General features: G+C 74.1%; 11 protein-coding genes. 8 read left to right on the forward strand and 3 right to left on the reverse strand.

The genetic code is table 11. The features are described 5' to 3' along the window. Positions 1 to 3: 3 nt before the first annotated feature. Complete coding sequence (locus D7318_RS20960) at positions 4 to 2,865, reverse strand: glycoside hydrolase family 3 C-terminal domain-containing protein (RefSeq protein WP_230423941.1); 2,862 nt, start codon at positions 2,863 to 2,865, stop codon at positions 4 to 6. Positions 2,866 to 3,194: 329 nt separating this feature from the next. Between D7318_RS20960 and D7318_RS20965 the strand changes: the two genes are divergently transcribed. From D7318_RS20965 to D7318_RS20985, 5 genes are read left to right on the forward strand one after another with little or no spacing between them, the layout of a single operon-like run. Then, entirely contained in the window at positions 3,195 to 4,868 is a 1,674-nt protein-coding gene (locus D7318_RS20965) for an extracellular solute-binding protein (protein ID WP_120698664.1), read from the forward strand. Then, on the forward strand, positions 4,865 to 5,905 hold the full coding sequence (locus tag D7318_RS20970) for an ABC transporter permease (protein WP_183091540.1): 1,041 nt from the start codon (positions 4,865 to 4,867) through the stop codon (positions 5,903 to 5,905). The genes D7318_RS20965 and D7318_RS20970 overlap by 4 nt, the downstream gene beginning before the upstream one ends. Beyond that, positions 5,902 to 6,849 (forward strand): carbohydrate ABC transporter permease, encoded by a 948-nt coding sequence (locus D7318_RS20975; RefSeq protein ID WP_120698665.1) that lies wholly within the window; start codon positions 5,902 to 5,904, stop codon positions 6,847 to 6,849. Before D7318_RS20970 ends, D7318_RS20975 begins: the two co-directional genes overlap by 4 nt. A 52-nt stretch (positions 6,850 to 6,901) precedes the next feature. Further along, positions 6,902 to 8,911 (forward strand): beta-galactosidase, encoded by a 2,010-nt coding sequence (locus D7318_RS20980; protein WP_120698666.1) that lies wholly within the window; start codon positions 6,902 to 6,904, stop codon positions 8,909 to 8,911. Further along, complete coding sequence (locus tag D7318_RS20985; protein WP_120698667.1) at positions 8,908 to 9,585, forward strand: GH12 family glycosyl hydrolase domain-containing protein; 678 nt, start codon at positions 8,908 to 8,910, stop codon at positions 9,583 to 9,585. The genes D7318_RS20980 and D7318_RS20985 overlap by 4 nt, the downstream gene beginning before the upstream one ends. A 640-nt stretch (positions 9,586 to 10,225) precedes the next feature. Here D7318_RS20985 and D7318_RS20990 read toward each other — a convergent pair. Beyond that, positions 10,226 to 11,242, reverse strand: coding sequence for a LacI family DNA-binding transcriptional regulator (locus tag D7318_RS20990; RefSeq protein ID WP_120698668.1), 1,017 nt, complete (start codon positions 11,240 to 11,242; stop codon positions 10,226 to 10,228). Positions 11,243 to 11,507: 265 nt separating this feature from the next. On the opposite strand from D7318_RS20990, the gene D7318_RS20995 reads away from it, so the two are divergent. The 3 genes from D7318_RS20995 (at position 11,508) to D7318_RS21005 (ending at position 14,130) form a co-directional block, all read left to right on the forward strand. Then, positions 11,508 to 13,427 (forward strand): acyl-CoA dehydrogenase family protein, encoded by a 1,920-nt coding sequence (locus D7318_RS20995; protein ID WP_120698669.1) that lies wholly within the window; start codon positions 11,508 to 11,510, stop codon positions 13,425 to 13,427. A 33-nt stretch (positions 13,428 to 13,460) separates the two neighbouring features. Continuing rightward, a complete protein-coding gene (locus D7318_RS21000) occupies positions 13,461 to 13,736 on the forward strand; it encodes a hypothetical protein (protein WP_120698670.1) in 276 nt (91 codons plus the stop codon). A 106-nt stretch (positions 13,737 to 13,842) separates the two neighbouring features. Further along, a complete protein-coding gene (locus D7318_RS21005; protein ID WP_120698671.1) occupies positions 13,843 to 14,130 on the forward strand; it encodes a DUF397 domain-containing protein in 288 nt (95 codons plus the stop codon). Positions 14,131 to 14,163: 33 nt separating this feature from the next. Here the strand turns inward: D7318_RS21005 and D7318_RS21010 are convergent, their stop codons facing one another. Continuing rightward, on the reverse strand, positions 14,164 to 14,862 hold the full coding sequence (locus tag D7318_RS21010; RefSeq protein ID WP_120698672.1) for a class I SAM-dependent methyltransferase: 699 nt from the start codon (positions 14,860 to 14,862) through the stop codon (positions 14,164 to 14,166). Between the last annotated feature and the right edge of the window lie 39 nt (positions 14,863 to 14,901).

A 14,901-nucleotide genomic window follows, 5' to 3' on the forward strand; every position in this document is an offset into this window, starting at 1 on the left:
CTTTCAGTTGAAGTGCAGCCGGTCCACCCTGACCTGGCCCCTCAGGGTCAGGCGGAGGTCATGGACCCCCGTGGGCGGCTCGGGCAGCTCCGCGGTCACCGTCGTCCAGGCGTAGCGGTCGCCGGTGGACGGGACGCGCAGCGTGACGCGGCAGCCGGTGCCGGGGACGCGCAGCTCGACCGTGGCGCTCCCCGGCTCGGCGCGGGCCGCGCGCAGCCGCACCTCGCGCGCCCCCGCGCCGAAGTCGCAGCGCCGGAACAGCAGCTCGCCCGGAGCGTCGGGGCCCGCGGCCACGGCGTCGCCCGACACCCGTGTGGTGTCGACGAGTTCGGTGCCCTCGCTCTCGTCCCAGTCGGCCGCGGCCAGCCCCGCGGTCGACACGGGCCTCGGCCCGGGGCGTTCGCCGTCCACGGTCAGCTCGGCGGTGGCCCGCGGGTCGCGGCTCGAGGCGCCCGCGGCCACGGTGTAGGCCCCGGGCTCGACGCACCAGCGGCCGTGCGCGACGTCCCAGAAGCCCAGCGCCTCGTCGGCGGGCACGGCGAACGTCACCTCCCGGCTCTCGCCCGGCGCCAGATGGATCCGCCGGTGCCCGATCAGCCAGCGGTGCGGGCGCGGCACGCTCGGCGCGACGGCGGAGAGATAGAGCTGCGCCACCTCGTCGCCCGCCACCGCGCCCGTGTTGGTCACGGTCACGGTGGCGGTCAGCGTCCCGTCCACGACCTCGGCCGCGAGGCCCGCGTAGCCGAACGTCGTGTAGGACAGGCCGTGGCCGAACGGGTAGAGCGGCGCGCCGTCGTGGTAGAGATACGTGGCGCGCGCCGTGATCAGGTCGTAGTCCAGGAGTTCCGGCAGGTCCTCGTCCCGCGCGTACCACGTCTGGGGCAGCCGCCCGCCGGGCGAGACGTCCCCGCACAGCACCCGCGCCAGCGCCTCACCCGCGGCCTGCCCGCCGTGCGCGGTCCACAGCAGCGCGGGCAGCGCCGCGTCCGCCTCGGGCACGGCATACGGGTACGAGGAGACCAGCACGAGCGCGGTGCGGGGGTTGGCGGCGTGCGCGGCGCGCCACAGCGCCTCCTGGCGAGGGGGCAGGGCGAGCGTCGAACGGTCCTCGGTCTCCCGGCCGTTGATGTGCGGGTCGTTGCCCGCCACCACCAGGACGACATCCGCGGCCCCGGCCGCGGCCCGCACCGCGTCCTCGCCGCGCTCGACGGTCTCGACGTGGAGGGGCTCGCCCCGCTCGCCCACCGTCAGCTCCCCCTCGGCCACGCCCACCAGGCCGCCGCTGCCCCGGTGCCGCAGCACATGCGCGTCGCCGTGCGGCTCGAGCGTGAACGTCTCCCGCACGACCCAGCCGCCCGGCGCCTCAGCCGAGGCCCGCACCCTGGCGTCGTCGGCGACCGACAGATACCGCCCGTCGGGCGCCCGCAGCGTGAGCACGCCATCGCCCCAGTCGGTCAGGGTGAACGACGTGGCGCCCGAGGCCCGGCCGACGGTCAGCGGCGGCAGGTCGGTCCGGCCGCCGAGCAGCGCGGGGTCGAACGCGGCGGCCTGGCCGCCCGCCCCGGCGTCCTGGTCCCCGGCCTCCGGCACGGTGACCCAGCCGCTCGCCATCCGCAGCCGCACGACGTCCGCGCCCTCCGCGAACTCCACCGACGCGACGCCCCGGTGGGCCCGCAGCCCGGCCAGCGGGGTGGTGCGACGCAGCAGCGCGCCGCTGTACCAGTCGAGCTTCACCTCGTCGGCAAGCGGCCCCACCACGGCGACCCGGGTGCCGGGGCGCAGCGGCAGCAGGCCTTCGTTCTTGAGCAGCACCACCGCCTGCTCGGCGGCGGTCAGCGCGAGCGCGCGGTGCTCGGGGGTGTCGAAGGCGGCCTCGTCGTCGAAGGGGTCGGGGCCGGGGTCGAACGCGCCGAGCCGGATGCGCAGGGCCAGCAGCCGCGCGGCCGCGGCGTCGATGTCGGCCCGGGTGATCAGGCCGCGTCCGAGCGCCGCGGTCAGCCGCGCCACCGTCGGCGCGGCGTCGGTGCCGTGGTCGGTGAAGCTGTCCACGCCCGCGGTGAGCGCGGCGGCCAACCCCTGCTCGTGGTCGGGGAGATAGCCCTGGGAACCGGCGATGTTGCTGGGCGCGTAGGCGTCGGAGCAGACCACGAGCGGCAGGTCGGTCCAGGTGCGCAGGGCGCTCGCCAGCAGGGGGGAGAGGTGGTTGGGGCGGCCGTTGACGAGGTTGTAGGCGGGCATCACCCCGGCGACGCCGCCCGCGCGCACGGGGCCGCGGAAGGCGGGCAGCTCGTACTCGTGGAGCACGCGCGGGCGCAGCGACGTGGAGGCGGTGTCGCGGTCGCGCTCGTGGTTGTGGGCCAGCCAGTGCTTGAGCACGGGCGCGGTGCGCCAGCGCTCGGGGTGGTCGCCGCGCAGGCCGCGCGTGTAGGCGGTGGCGAGCGCGGCGGTCAGCCGCGGGTCCTCGGCGTAGCCCTCCTCGTTCCTGCTCCACAGCGGGTGGCGCAGCGGATTGATCGTGGGGGCCCAGACGTTGAGGCCCACCCGGGGGTCGGCGGCGCGCATCGCGCGGACCTCGCGGCCCACCGCCTCGCCGACGCGGCGCAGCAGGGCGTCGTTCCAGGTGGCGCCGAGCCCCACCGCCTGGGGGAAGACGGTGGCCCGGCCCATCCAGGCGACCCCGTGCAGCGCCTCTTGCCCGGTGCGGAACGCGGGCATGCCCAACCGCTCGACGGCGGGGGCGTGTTGGTGGAGCATCGAGATCCGCTCGGCGGGCGTGAGCCGCGCCAGCAGATCGGCGGTCCTGGCCTCGACGCCGAGGCCGGGGTCGCGGAAGGGCGGGGGGCTGGGCGGGGGGCTTGCGGTCACGGGCGGTCCCGGAGTCGGCGGCGGCTTGCGGCGCTTGCGAAGGGTGCGGCGCCGCCCACGCGTCCCACGGTGCGAACGGCCGTCTTCGAAGCGCTTCGATGCTGGTTTCCCGTGCTCGTCCTGTCAAGGGACCGTCCGTCAACTTCGGCCGGTTTCCCGGGATCTTCGGGGCCCGACTCCGGGCCGACGGCGCATGGGAGCGCGCCCATTTTTCTGCCGTCCCAGGGCTTGTGCCGCCCGCTGACCCGCCCTAGCCTCAGCGGACATCGAAGCGCTTCACCTGGGGGCGCTCCGGCCTGCGCCGTCGCCAGCCACGAAGGGTTGCCGCCATGCCCAACTCCCCGTCAGGACTGAGCCGCAGACGCTTTCTCGCCTCATCGGCGGCGGTGGCGGCGGCGGCCGCGGGCGGCCTTCCGCTGCTGACCGCCTGTGGTGGCGACGGGGGCGGCGGTGGCGGTGGCGAGGGCCGGGCCAGCGACGAGCAACTCCGCGACATCCTCCCGACGTTCCGCGCCTCCGAGTCCGCCGTCGCCCCCGACATCCCCGGCGAGAACGGCGCGAGCCCCGGCTACACCACCTGGCTCCCCACCGGCGAGCTGGGCGTCTCGGTGCCCGAACCCCGGGGCGGCGGCGGCTCGTTCAGCGCCATGACCCCGCTGTGGGGCACCCCGCCCTCCCGGGGCAACGCGTTCTGGACCGCGATGGACGAGGCCATCGGCGTCAGCGTCGACTGGCAGACGCAGGACGGCAACACCTACGGCGAGAAGCTCGGCGCCGTGCTCGCGGGCAGCGACATCCCCGACCTGGTGTGCGTGCCGGGGTGGGAGCTGACCGGGCAGATACCGCAGGCCATCGCGAGCCGCTTCGCCGACCTCGGCCCCTACCTCTCGGGCGACGCCGTCCTCGACTACCCCAATCTCGCCGCGATCCCCACCCCCGCCTGGGAGGCCTCCGTCTTCGGCGGCGCGCTGCGCGGGCTGCCCATGCCCGCGCCCACCATCGGCGGCGTCGTGCCCTACTACCGGCAGGACGTCTTCGACGCCAACGGCTGGCAACCGCCCACGTCGCCCGACGAGTTCCTCGACCTCTGCCGGGAGATCACCTCGGCCCGCAACCGGGTGTGGGCGTGCGAGGACATGAAGTGGTCCGCGTTCATCATCTTCGGCGTCCTCCCCGAGAAGCCCCGCTACTGGACGCGCGGCGACGACGGCAGGCTCGTCAACCGCTATGAGACCGACGCCTACCTCGAGGCCCTGGAGTGGACCAGGTCCCTCTACGCGGCCGAGGTCGTCCACCCCGACGCGGTCGCCGTCTCGGGCGACGCCGCGCAGCGCTTCACCGCGGGCGAGTCGCTCATCTGGAACACCGGCGACGGCACATGGCACGTCACCACCGTCGAACAGCGCGCCGCCAACCCCGACTTCCACATGAACGCCTTCGACTACTTCGGCGCCGGGGGTAACGACCCCGTGCTGTACGCGGCCAACGGCGCGGGGATCTGGACGTTCGTCAACAAGAACCTCTCCGAGGAGCGCGTCCGCGAGGCGCTCCACATCGCCGACTTCACCGCCGCGCCCTACGGCACCCGCGAACAGCGCCTGCGCGCCTACGGGATCGAGGGCACCCACTGGACCCTGGACGGCGGCCTGCCCACCCGCACCCCGCAGGGCGAGGAGGAAGTCGTCCCCGAGACCTATCCGTTCATCGCCACCGCGGGCCATGTGATCGCCCATCCCGACACCCCCGAGGTCGTCGAGGACTGGACGGGGTGGCAGGCCAGGCAGCTGCCGTATGTCCAGGACGGCCTCTTCCACGGCCGCCAGATCCAGGAGCCCGCCCGGCTCACCAACCTCAACGACGGCTTCGAGGACCTGGAGGACGACGTCGTCCGCGGCCGCCAGTCGATCGACGACCTGCGCGACGCCGTCGCCGAGTGGCGCCGCAACGGCGGCGACGAGCTGCGCGACTTCTACCAGGAGCTGCTCGACACGGAAGGCGTCTGACGGTGGCGGGGGACCAGCGCCTCGCCGAGCCGCCCGTCGAGGCGCCACCCGACGCGTCCGACGCGCCGCCCGACGCCCCCGCCCCTGGCGAGCGGCGGCGCGGCGGGACGCGCCTGACGCACCGGCTGCGCCGCGACGGCGCCCTGATCCTGATGACGCTGCCCGCGGTCGCGCTGCTCGTGGTCTTCGCGTACATCCCGATCGCGGGCAACGTCATCGCGTTCCAGTTCTACAGCCCCTACGCGGGCGACGGCTTCCTCGACTCGATGGCGAACAGCGCGTGGACGGGCCTGGAGAACTTCGAACGCCTCCTGGACGACCGGGACTTCTGGAACGCCGTCCGCAACACCCTGGTCTTCTCCTCGCTCCAGCTGCTGTTCTACTTCCCCGTCCCCATCGCCCTCGCCCTGCTCATCAACAGCGTGCTGCACAGCAAGGTCAGGGCCTGGTCCCAGGCCGTCCTCTACCTGCCGCACTTCTTCTCCTGGGTGCTGGTCATCACCGTCTTCCAGCAGATGTTCGGCGGCGCCGGTCTTGTCGCCCAGCTGCTGCGCGACTGGGGGCTCGCCGACAGCTTCGACCTGATGACCGACCCCGGCTTCTTCAAGTGGCTCATCACCGCCCAGGTGATGTGGAAGGACGCCGGCTGGGGCATCATCGTTTTCCTCGCCGCGCTCTCCACGGTCAACCAGGAGCTCTACGAGTCCGCCGCCGTGGACGGCGCGGGCCGCTGGCGCCGCATGTGGCACGTCACCCTGCCCGCCCTGCGCCCGGTGATCGCCCTGCTGCTCGTCCTCCAGGTCGGCAACATGCTGACCGTCGGCGGCGAGCAGTACCTCATCCAGCGCACGGCCGTGGGCCCAGGAGCCGCCGAGGTGCTCGACACCTATGTCTGGCACCGGGGCATCGAGGGCGGCGACTTCAGCTACGCGGCGGCCATCGGCATCGTCAAGGGCGTCTTCAGCCTGCTGCTCGTCCTGACCGCCAACCGAGTCGCCCACGCGATGGGCGAACAGGGGGTGTACGCACGCCGATGAACGCCACCGCCACGCGCGCCACGGGTCCCGAAGCCGGAGGGCGCGCGCCTCGGAGCGGGAGGCGCCCCGCGTGGGAGGAGCCACCCACCCGCGTGGGCCTCACCGCCAAGGGCGCCATCCTCGCCATCGCGCTGCTCGCGATCCTCTTCCCGCTGTGGATCGTGGTCGTCACCAGCGTCTCCGACGCCCGCACCATCGCCGAGACCGGCGGCCTGGTCGTCTGGCCCCGGGGCGTCACCCTCGACGCCTACCGCGAGCTGCTCAGCGGGGGCGAGGTCTCCCGCGCGATGGTCGTCTCGATCGGCGTGACGGTGGTCGGCACGGCGTTCAGCATGGCCGTCTCCGTGCTCGCGGCGTACGGCCTGTCGCGCCTCGGCTCGCTCTGGCACCGGCCGATCCTGTTCACGCTGCTCGCCACGATGTTCTTCGGCGGCGCCGGGATCATCCCCACCTATCTGCTGATCCAGAGCCTCGGCCTGATGAACACCTACGCGGCGCTCATCCTGCCCATGGCCGTCAACGTCTTCAACATCCTGGTGCTGAGGGCGTTCTTCATGAACGTCGGCCAGGAGATCATCGACAGCGCCCGCATCGACGGCGCGGGCGAGTTCCGCATCCTGTGGCGGATCGTCCTGCCGCTCTCGCGCGCGGTGCTCGCCGTGATCTCCCTCTTCTACGCCGTCGCCTACTGGGGCAACTGGTTCGCCGGGTTCATCTACCTCACCGACCAGGAGAAGCTGCCGCTCCAGAACGTGCTCCAGCAGATCGTCATCGGCAACGAGCGCCCCGCGGGAATGGCCCAGGTCATCGGCACGGGCCAGATCCCCAGCATCGCCGTGCAGACCGCCGTCATGGTGCTCGCGCTGCTGCCGGTCGCGGTGCTCTCGCCGTTCGTCCAGCGCCACTTCAAGAAGGGCATGCTCATCGGCGCCATCAAGGGCTGAGGCGTGCCAGGGACACCGAGGGCCGGGACATCGCGGCGGGAAGGAGCGCACCATGGTCGGCCTGCACGACGCCACCAGGGGGCGGCTGCTCTACGGGGGCGACTACAACCCCGAGCAGTGGCCCGAGAGCGTGTGGGCCGAGGACGTCAGGCTCATGCGCGAGGCGGGCGTCACCCTCGCCACGGTCGGCGTCTTCTCCTGGGCCACCATCGAACCCGCCCCCGGCGCCTACGAGTTCGGCTGGCTCGACCGCGTCCTCGACCTCCTGCACGGCGCGGGCATCGGCGTGTGCCTCGCCACCCCCACCGCCGCGCCCCCGCCCTGGCTCGCCGCCCGCCACCCCGGCACGTTGCCGCGCGACGAGAACGGCACGGTGCTGTGGTACGGCTCGCGCAACCAGTTCTGCGCGTCCTCGCCGGAGTACCGCGACCACGCCGCCCGCGTCAGCGAGGCCCTGGCCCGGCGCTACGCCGCGCACCCGGCGTTGCGCCTGTGGCACATCAACAACGAGTACGCGACCGCCTGTTGGTGCGACGCCACCGCCGCCCACTTCCGCGTCTGGCTGCGCGCCAGGTACGGCACGCTCGACGCCCTGAACTCCGCCTGGGGCACGGCGTTCTGGAGCCAGCGCTACGCGGGCTGGGACGAGATCCTGCCGCCCCGCCGCGCCCCCTACCTCGGCAACCCCGCCCAACGCCTTGACTTCCGCCGCTTCACCAGCGACGCGCTGCTCGAGTGCTTCACCGCCGAGCGCGACATCGTCGCCGCCCACAGCCCCGGCGTCCCGGTCACCACCAACTTCATGCCGCTGTTCGCGGGCCAGGACGGCTGGCGCTGGGCCGCCGAGGAGGACGTCGTCTCCGTCGACATCTACCCCGACCCCGCCGCGCCCCACGACGACCCGGCGGGCCCCGCGCACGGCGCCCTCGTCCAGGACCTCACCCGCTCCCAGGCGGGCGGCCCCTGGGCGCTCATGGAGCAGGCCGCGTCCGCCGTCAGCTGGCGCCCCGTCAACCGCCCCAAGCCGCCCGGGCTGATGCGCCTGTGGTCGCTCCAGGCGGTGGCCCGCGGCGCCGACGCCCTGTGCTTCTTCCAGTGGCGCGCCTCGCGCCAGGGCAGCGAGAAGTTCCACTCGGCGATGCTCCCGCACAGCGGCCCACGCTCCCGCGTCCACCGCGAGATACGCGCCCTGGGCGCCGAACTCCCGTGCCTGGCACCGGCGGTGGGCACCCGCACCCACGCGGACATCGCCGTCCTGCACGACTGGGACGCCTGGTGGTCAGCCGACCAGCCGGGCCGCCCCTCGGCCGAGGTCCGCTACCCCGAGCTGCTCGCCGCCTGGCACCACGCCCTGTGGCGCCGGAACCTCACGTGCGACCTCGCCCACCCCGAGGCCCCGCTCGACGCCTACCGGATGCTGGTCATCCCGCATCTGCCGCTCCTCACCGACGCCGCACTCGAGGGGCTCGACCGCTGGGTGCGTGACGGAGGAACGCTCGTGTGCGGCTTCTTCACCGGCGTCGTCGACGGCGACGACCGGGTGCGCGAGGGCGGCACCGACGCCCGGCTGCGCGCCGCGCTCGGCCTGGCCGCCGTCCACGAGTGGTGGCCGCTCGACCCCGGCGCGACGGTCGGGCTCGACGACGGCACGGCGGGCTCGGTCTGGAGCGAGGACGTCGAGCCGTCGGGCGCCGCGACCGTCGCCCGCTATGCCGAGGGCGAGCTGGCGGGGCGCCCCGCGATCACCCGCCACCGCCACGGCGACGGCACCGCCTGGTACGTCTCGACCCTGCCTGAACCGGCGGCGCTCGCCGCCCTGTTGGCCGACGCCGCGCGGGACGCGGGCGTCGCGCCCGCCCTCGCCGACGCCCCCGACGGCGTGGAGGCGGTGCGGCGCGGGGCGTTGCTCTTCGTCCTCAACCACACCCGCGCCCCCGCCGCCGTCACCCTGTCCGCCCCCCACACGGACCTCCTGACCGGCACGACCCATCCGGCCACCCTCACGCTCGACGGCCACGGGGTGGCCGTCCTGACCCCCCACACCCAAGGGAGCCGCACATGAACATCCTCGCCCCCCTCCTCACCGCCGCCCTCGCCGCGGGCCCCGCGACCCCGACCGCCGTCTGGGAGTCCTGCGACCAGTGGGGCAACTGGCAGTCGAGCGACGGCTACATCGTCTACAACAACATCTGGGGCTCGGGCGCGGGCACCCAGTGCATCGAGGCCGACTCCGGCTCCCGGTGGTCCGTCACCGCGGACCACCCGAACACCGGCGGCATCAAGTCCTACCCGAACGCCAAGTGGATCGTCGGCGAGCCGATCTCCGCGATCGACTCCCTGTCCGCCACCTACGACGTGACGGTGCCGTCGACGGGCGCGTACAACACGACGTTCGACCTGTGGGACGACGACTACGACCACGAGATCATGCTGTGGCTCAACTGGACGGGCCCGGTCGGCCCGTTGGGCACCCAGGTCGGCACGGCCACCCTCGGCGGCCACACGTGGGACGTCTACACGGGCAGCAACGGCAGCAACAACGTCTACTCGTTCCTGCGCCACGGCGACTCGAGCCGGGGCGACATCGACCTGGTCCCGATCCTGGACTGGATCACCGCGCAGGGCTGGATGAGCGCGTCGGAGGTGATCGGGGACGTCCAGTTCGGCTACGAGATCACGTCGTCGGCGGGCGGCCTGACGTTCACGACGAACAACTTCGAGGTCACCGAGGGGTGAACCCCCACCCACCCGCCCCCCTTTGAGCAGGGGGGCGGGCCCCCCGGCGCCCCCGCGCCGGGCGGCGAGTGGGGCATGACAGCCAGGCTGTGCGTGGGCTTCCCCGTTCCGGACCGCGCACGCGGTCCGGATCGGCGGCCCCGACGCGAAGCGCCCAGGTACCGGCTGGGCGGCCGAGTACCGGACCATCCGCCCTCGGCCCCACCGCACCGTTCCGCACGCGGCGCGCGCCCGTGCCGGGACCGGGCGCACGGTCAGGCCGGTGGCCGCCCGGGCCCCCGCCGGGCCGTCGGGCTCCGGGCCGTCCGCCCCCCCCAGGCGACACCGCACCGGTCCCTGCGTGGCGCGCCCCGTGCCGGGACCGGGCACGCGGCCGGGCCCGGTGGCCCCCGGCCGCCCGACCTTGTGGCGCTCCGCGCAGGGCGGGGCGCCCGCCGGTCCGGGTGTGGTGGCTCCCGCGCGAAGCGCCCGGGGCTCGCCGGGCGGGCCGTCCGCCCCCCGGGCGACACCGCACCGTCCCGCACGTGGCGCGCCCCGTGCCGGAGCCCCGACCGCGCACGCGGTCAAGCCCGGCGGGCCCCGCACGAAACGCCCGGGGGGCCGCCGTCCGGCCGTCGTTCGCTCCGGCAGTGGGCGGCTGTCAGCGGGCCGCAGGCCCGGTGCTCGCACGCGTCGTCAGGCGGGGCGGCAGCAACTCCACGCGTGCGGGCACGGCGCCACCGGCGCCGTCGAGCTTGGCCATCACCAGCTCCACCGCCCGCCGCCCCATCTCCTGCGCCGGGATGGCCACGGAGGTGAGCGCCACGGACTGGGAGGTGGCCACCTGCTCGGGGCACACGGCCACCACCGAGATGTCCTCGGGAACGGCCCTGCCCTGCTGGCGCAGCAGCCCGAGCAACGGCCCGATGGCCGCCTCGTTCTGCACGATCACCGCGCTCGTCGACGGCCGTTCGTCGAAGACCCGCGCCAGCGTGCCAGCCACCGACTCGTAGCTGCCCTCGCACGGCCGGTGCAGCACCCGCGCCCCCAGCTCCGTGGCGCGCTCCCGCACGCCCTGGAGGGTGCGTTCGGCGAACCCGGTGCGCCGCTCGTACACCGCCGCCGCCTCGCCGACCACCGCCACGTCCCGGTGCCCGAGCCCGGCCAGGTGGTCCACGCACAGCCGCCCGGTGGCGGTGAAGTCCAGGTCCACACAGGTGAGTTCGCCGGTGTCGGCGGGCAGCCCTATGAGCACGGCGGGCCGCGGCGCCTCGCGCACCAGCGGCAGGCGGCGGTCCTCGAGCTCCACGTCCATCAGGATCATCGCGTCCGCGAGGCCGCTGCCCACCACCCGCCGCACCGCCTCAGGGCCCTCGTGCCCGGTCAGCAGCAGCACGTCGTGGCCGCGCTCGCGCGCCGTGGTGGCCACCGCGATGGCGATCTCCATCATCACCGGCACATACATGTCGGTCCGCAGCGGCATCATGAGCGCGATGATGTTCGACCTGCTGCTGGCCAGGGCGCGGGCGCCCGCGTTGGGGTGGTAGCCCAGCTCCCTGATGCTGCGCTCGACGCGCTCCCTCGTCGGCGCCGAGATCGTCCGCTTGCCGCTGAGGACATAGCTCACCGTGCTGGCGGAGACGCCCGCGTGCCTGGCGACCTCGGCGAGGGTGACCATCGGCTCTCCCGTGCTGTGGTGAGGGACGGCGCCGCCGGGAAAGCGCGCGCCGCGCGAGGGCGGATGTGAAGCGCTTCGACAGCGGATGACAGGGCGACCGCGTTGACCCTAGACCGAGCGGCGTGCCATGTCCATAGATGTGTCGAAGCGCTTCAATAGCCCGTCGACGCGCCACCGCCGCACCGGACTTCGCGACCGTGGGCGACAGCGTGTCAGCAGGGCGTCACCGCACGGAAAAACGGGTACACACGCAGTGGAGTCCTCCATGGGGCGAGGTGTGATGATGACCGTCTCGGAACGGGAAGCCCGCCGGGTCCTCGAAGCCGCGAGGCCGCCCGACTGGTCGGGGCCCAGCTTCGCCAAGGAGCTGTTCCTCGGTCGGCTGCGCCTCGACCTCCTCCATCCCCGCCCCGAGCCCGACCGCGCGACCGAGCGCTCCGCCGCGCGGTTCCTCGACCGGCTGCGGGCGTTCTGCGCCACCGAGATCGACGGCGGCCTCGTCGAGCGCGAGGCCCGCGTCCCCGACGAGGTCATCAACGGGCTGCGCCGCATCGGCGCGTTCGGCATGAGGATCCCCGAGGAGTACGGCGGCCTCGGCCTCCGGCACGTCCACTACCACCGCGCGCTCGCCCTCGTCGGCTCGGCCAGCCCCGCCGTCGGCGCGCTGCTCTCCGCGCACCAGTCGATCGGCGTGCCACGGCCGTTGGAGCTCTTCGGCACCGATGAGCAGCGCCGCGCGTTCCTGCCGCGCTGCGCGGGGGGCGCGATCTCCGCGTTCCTGCTGACCGAGCCCGACGTCGGCTCCGACGCCGCGCGCCTCGCCACCACCGCGGTGCGCGACGGCGACGACTACGTGCTCGACGGCGTCAAGCTCTGGACGACCAACGGCGTCATCGCCGAGCTGCTGCTCGTCATGGCCTCCGTGCCCGACCACGGCATCACCGCGTTCGTCGTCGAGGCGGGCTCGCCCGGCATCACGGTCGAGCACCGCAGCGCGTTCATGGGCCTGCGCGGCATCGAGAACGGCGTCACCCGCCTCCACCGCGTGCGCGTCCCCGCCGCGCACCGCATAGGCGCCGAGGGCGAGGGGCTGCGGATCGCCCTCGCCACGCTCACCACGGGGCGCCTCGCCCTGCCCGCGCTCGGCGTCGGGGCGGGCAAGTGGTGCCTGAAGATCGCCCGCGAGTGGTCGCGCGCCCGCGTCCAGTGGGGCAAGCCCATCGCCGAGCACGAGGCGGTCGGCGCCAAGGTCTCGTTCATCGCCGCCACCACGTTCGCCCTGGAAGCCGTCGTCGACCTGACCGGCGAGCTGGCCGACGAGGGCAGCGCCGACCTCCGCATCGAGGCCGCCCTCGCCAAGCTCTACGGCGGCGAGATGGCCTGCCGCATGGCGGACGAGCTGGTCCAGCTGCGCGGCGGGCGCGGCTTCGAGACCGCCGCTTCGCTCGCCGCCCGGGGCGAACGCGGCGTCCCCGCCGAGCAGATGCTGCGGGACCTGCGGATCAACCGCATCGTGGAGGGCGGCTCCGAGATCCTGCGGCTGCTCATCGCCCGCGAGGCCGTGGACGCCCATCTCCGGGTGGCGGGCGGCCTGGTCGACCCGGACGCCTCGCTCACCAGGAAGCGCAGGGCGGCGACGGCCGCGGGCTCGTTCTACGCCCGCTGGCTGCCCTCCCTCACCACCGGGCGCGGCCATCTCCCGCTCTCCTACGGCGACTTCCACATCTCCCGGCACCCCAACCTCGCGGCCCACCTGCGCTATGTCGAGCGCGGCGCCCGCAAGCTGGCCCGCGTCACCTTCTACGGCATGTCCCGCTGGCAGGGCCGCATGGACGCCAAGCAGCGCTTCCTCGGCCGCGTGGTCGACATAGGCGCCGAGCTGTTCGCGATGACCGCGGCGTGCGTCCACGCCGAACGCCTGCGCTCCAACGGCGATCACGGCCGCGAGGCGTACCAGCTCGCCGACGCCTTCTGCCGCCAGGCCAGGGTCCGCGTCGACGACCTCTTCCCGCTGCTGTGGCACAACACCGACGCGACCGACCACACCGTGGCCGCGGCCGTCCTCGCCGCCGACCACACGTGGCTCGAGGAGGGCATCGTCGACCCCTCGACCGAAGGGCCCTGGATCGCGGACGCCTCCCCGGGACCCGCCGTGAAAGTCGACGTGCACCGCACCGTTCCCTGACGCGCACGCTGGGCGAACGCCTATGCTGCTGTCGTGACTTCGACACAGGGGGGCCTTACCCCGCGCCAGGCCAGACGGCTGCGGATGGCCATCGCGGGGGTGGCGATGGCGGCCATGGCGGTCGTGCTCGTCCTCCAGCTCGGCGATGGCTCATCCCTGCGGTCCGTCGGCCTGTACGGCGCGGCGTTCATCCTCTCCGGCGCCGTCATCGAGATGAGCAGGCGCGGCAGGACGAGGCTCGGCATGGCCGTGCTGGTCACGGGGTTCGTCCTGGTGCTCGGCGCCGAGTGGTGGCTGCGCACCCGCTGAGGCCCGCCGCCCCGGCGTACCGGTGTCGGTGCGCTGCGTTACGATCCCGGCACGGGCACGCGTTCTTCCGGCCCGTCGACCCGACCGGATGAAGGGGGCCCCGCCGATGGCCGCGACCGAGACGCCCGAAGAGATCGCCGCGCGCAAGGAGCGCGAGAAGAACGAGCTGTATTCCCGGGACATCTCGGGCGTCGAGTGGCTCAGCGCGCCCGGCGGCCCCGAGGACGAGAAGGTGGAGATCGCCTATCTCCCTGGCGGCGGCGTCGGGATGCGCAATTCCAAGGACCCCGACACCGTGCTGCGGTTCACGCCCGCCGAGTGGGAGGCGTTCGTCCTGGGCGCCAGGGACGGGGAGTTCGACATCGACCCCGCCCCTGGCCGCCCCGAGGCGTGAGGCGCGCCCGGCGTCTTCACCGCCTGACGCACTTCACCGCCTGACGCACGTGTACGCGCCGAAGACCTCGGCCGCGTAGTCGACGCGCACGATCTCGAACCCCACGCGCTCCAGCATCGGTTCGAGGAGCCAGCGGTAGGTGCTGTGCTCGGTGCGGATGTGCTCGGCGTAGTCCTCCGCCGTGTAGCCCGCCGCCGGGTCGTCCGACGCCCCGTCCAGCCACCGCCCGAAGACCTCGGCCGCGCGCGAGGGCGGGAAGTCGTAGACCAGGTCCCGCAGGCGCAGCACCCCGCCGGGCCGCAGCAGCCCGGCGATCCGCTCCAGGGCGACCGCCTTCCAGAAGTCGGGCAGCTGGTGCAGCGCGTGGCGCGTGAACACCGCGTCGGGCGGCGGCCCCACGTGCGCGTACGTCAGGAAGCCCGCCCGCACCGCCTCGACCCCGCGGACCCCGGCCCGCGCCACCCGCCCGCGGATCACGTCCACCATCGCGGGGGAGACGTCCACGGCCACCACCCGGGCGAACGCCTCGGCCGCCGCCAGCGCGAACCGCCCTGTGCCCGCGCCCAGATCCACCACCGTGGCGCCGGGTCCGAGGCCGCGCGCGGTCAGCTCGGCGATGTCGTCGGCGACGTCGGGGAAGCCCTGCTTCCGGTCGAAGCCCGCGACGAAGGCGGGGTCGAGGTGCTCGGGCCCGGCGTGGGCCAGCTCGTCGGGCATCCAGGGTGCGTCCATGGCCCGACCCTGGCACGCCCCGCCGGGCGCCGACCACCG

Origin of the sequence: Streptomyces radicis, assembly GCF_003626575.1 — a bacterium.
GTDB lineage: Bacteria > Actinomycetota > Actinomycetes > Streptomycetales > Streptomycetaceae > Streptomyces > Streptomyces radicis.